This window comes from Pseudolysinimonas sp., from assembly GCF_031389465.1.
Taxonomy (GTDB): Bacteria; Actinomycetota; Actinomycetes; order Actinomycetales; family Microbacteriaceae; genus Pseudolysinimonas_A.
On record NZ_JANMSQ010000242.1, the window covers coordinates 1 to 2,632 of the forward strand.

Genomic DNA, 2,632 nt, shown 5'->3' on the forward strand with positions numbered 1-2,632 from the left:
TCCGCGAAGGCGGGGATGTCGGCGCCCCCGTCGTACTGGCCGACCCGAGCGACCCGGCTGCCGCCGCCATCCTCACGCTTGCCGATACCCTCGCCGCACGCGGCCGCGACCTCACGGCCCGGAAGCTTCCGCTCTCCCCGCGCTGAATGCTCCCATTTGGGATATCTCACGGCGTGAGTGATCCCAAATGGGAGCATTCACGCCGCGGGAGGACCCGCTACACCGGGCTGCTCGATGTCGACATCCTTCTTGCGGAGCGGGTAGCGGAAGAGCGGGATGAACGAGAGCGCCATCAGGATGGCGGGTACGACGCTGAACGACATCACGATGCCGAAGACGGCGGAGTTCGGCTGCGCCTCGACGGCGGTGGCTGCGGTCGACTCGAGGTATCCCGAGATGGCGAGGATGACGGCGAGGATCGTCGTCCCGAAGGCGAGGCCGGTGGTTTCCCCTGCCGTCCACATTCCGCTGAACGAGCCGCCGCGGCCGGGACCGTTGGTGCGGGCATCGTGGGCGATGACGTCGGGCAGCATCGACAGCGGCAGCGCCTGGATGCCGGCATACGCGATACCGACCAAGCCGATGGGCACGACGATCCAATAGCCCGGAACCAGCAACAGTCCCGTCAGCGAGAGCGCCGCGAGGAAGAAGATGGATGTCGCGATGACGTAGGAGCGTTCCTTGCCGATGCGACGGGCGACGACACCCCAGAGCGGCGCGGCGATGATCGCCGGAAGGATGAGGGCGATGAACAGGTCCGTCACCGCATTGGCGTCGCCGAGCACCCAGGTGGCGACATACTGCGTGCCGGCGAGCATCCCACCTGCGGCGAGCGCCTGCGTGAAGAAGGTCACGAGCAACGTGCGGAACGGCTTCGACGTGCGAAGCATCGAGATCCCCCGACGGGCCTGAACGGCAATCGAATCGCGCGGCGCGGCGATCTCGGTGAAGACGCGGGATGCCGGCTTCGGCGGGGTGACGAGCTTGCCACGAGCGGCCTTCTCGACCGACGAGGTCACGAGGATCGCGACAATGAAGATGACGGCAGCACCGATCGCCATGAACAGGTAACCGCCGAAGTCGGTACCGAACAGTTCGACGCCCACCTCGCGGACCGCCGGACCTCCGCCACCGTAGAGCAGAATCGCCGCCGTCAGCACAACGACGCGCGCCGACAGGAGGCGCGTGCGGGCGTCGTAGCCCGATACCAGCTCGGCGGGCAGCACGTTGTACGGCACCTGGAAGAACGAGAACCCCGTCGCGGCGAGCAGGAACGCGACGAACACCCACACCGCCGCAAGCAGCGGTTCGGTACCGGTCGGCACAGCGAAGGTGACCACGAAGAACACCGGCAGCACGACTGCGCCGAGCAGCATCAGCCGACGCCGCGACCCCCGGGCCGCGAACTCGCGGTCGCTGTACGCCCCGACGATCGGGTCGATGATGATGTCCCAGAGTTTCGCGAACGTCACGACCGCACCGGCGAGCAGCGCCGGCACCGCAAGCGAATCCGTCAAGTAGTAGACGAGCACCAGACCCGGCAGCGCCGCGAACCCGCTGGTGACGAACTCGCCCGTCGCGTAACGTGCCATCACTCCCGTACGCAGCTCGCGCGTGCGTGGTGGTCTGGACGCTACTTGGCTCACCGGCTGATGGTATCGGGCAAGGGCGCTCGGGTCGGCCGCATCCCGGGGATCAGTGACACCGTGCCGTCGAGCACGTTGGCATCGCCGCGGCGCAGCGGGTACCGCGCGAGAGGGATCAGCGCGAGCAGCGTGATCGCAGCCGGGACGAGACTCGAAGCCACGACGATCCCGAACAGCGCAAGCGGAGTCTGGACGGTCTGCTCGCCAGCCACCGACTCGGTGTAGCCGGTGACGGCGAGGATCACCGTCACGAGAGTCGCGCCGAGGGTGAGTCCGAGGCCCTCCGCGGCGGCCCAGATGCCGCCGAACGCCCCGCCCCGTCCGGCGCCGTTGCGACGCGCATCGTGGGAGATCACGTCAGGAAGCATCGACAGCGGCATGGCGCGAAGCCCGGCGAACGCGACGCCGCTGACCGCAATCGGCACGAGGATCCACGGTCCGGGCCACCAGAGGGCCGGCAACACACAGAGCGCGCTGACGGCGAAGAGCACAATCGAGATGACGAAGGTGCGCTCCTTGCCGATCCTGCGGGCGATGGCACCCCACACCGGCGCGACAAAGAGGGCGGGGGCGATGAAAGCCATCGCGATGAGCGCTACCAAGTCCCGGCCGCCCAGCACCCAGGTGGCGAGGTATTGCGCGGCGGCGAGCACAATCCCGGTGGAGATGGTGATGAAGACAAAGGCGGGCAGCAGCGTGCGGAACGGCTGGCTGGAGCGCAGGGTGCCCCACGACCGGCGGAGCTTGACGCCCAGCGAGTCGCGGGGCATCGCGAGCCGCGAGTAGGCGGACGTCGTAGGCGGCGCGGGTGTGCTCGCACCCCGCGCCGCTCGCTCGATTCCCGACACGACCGCGACCCCGATCGCGAAGACGACTCCCGATCCGACGGCGAGCAGGAGATAACCGAGCGCGACGTCGTCGCCGGCCAGGCCACGGAGTGCGGGGCCGCCCGCATTGAGCAGAAGGATCGCGAAGGCGGACGCGAC

At 68.5% G+C, this 2,632-nt stretch carries 2 protein-coding genes; both read right to left on the reverse strand.

What is annotated here, in order from left to right; translation table 11 throughout:
• Positions 1 to 197: 197 nt before the first annotated feature.
• Positions 198 to 1,646: an MFS transporter gene (locus RMO30_RS09625; protein ID WP_309712555.1), complete on the reverse strand. Its 1,449-nt coding sequence runs from the start codon at positions 1,644 to 1,646 to the stop codon at positions 198 to 200.
• Positions 1,643 to 2,632: MFS transporter (locus RMO30_RS09630; RefSeq protein WP_309712558.1), on the reverse strand; the 990-nt coding region annotated here is incomplete at its 5' end. The genes RMO30_RS09630 and RMO30_RS09625, both read right to left, overlap by 4 nt.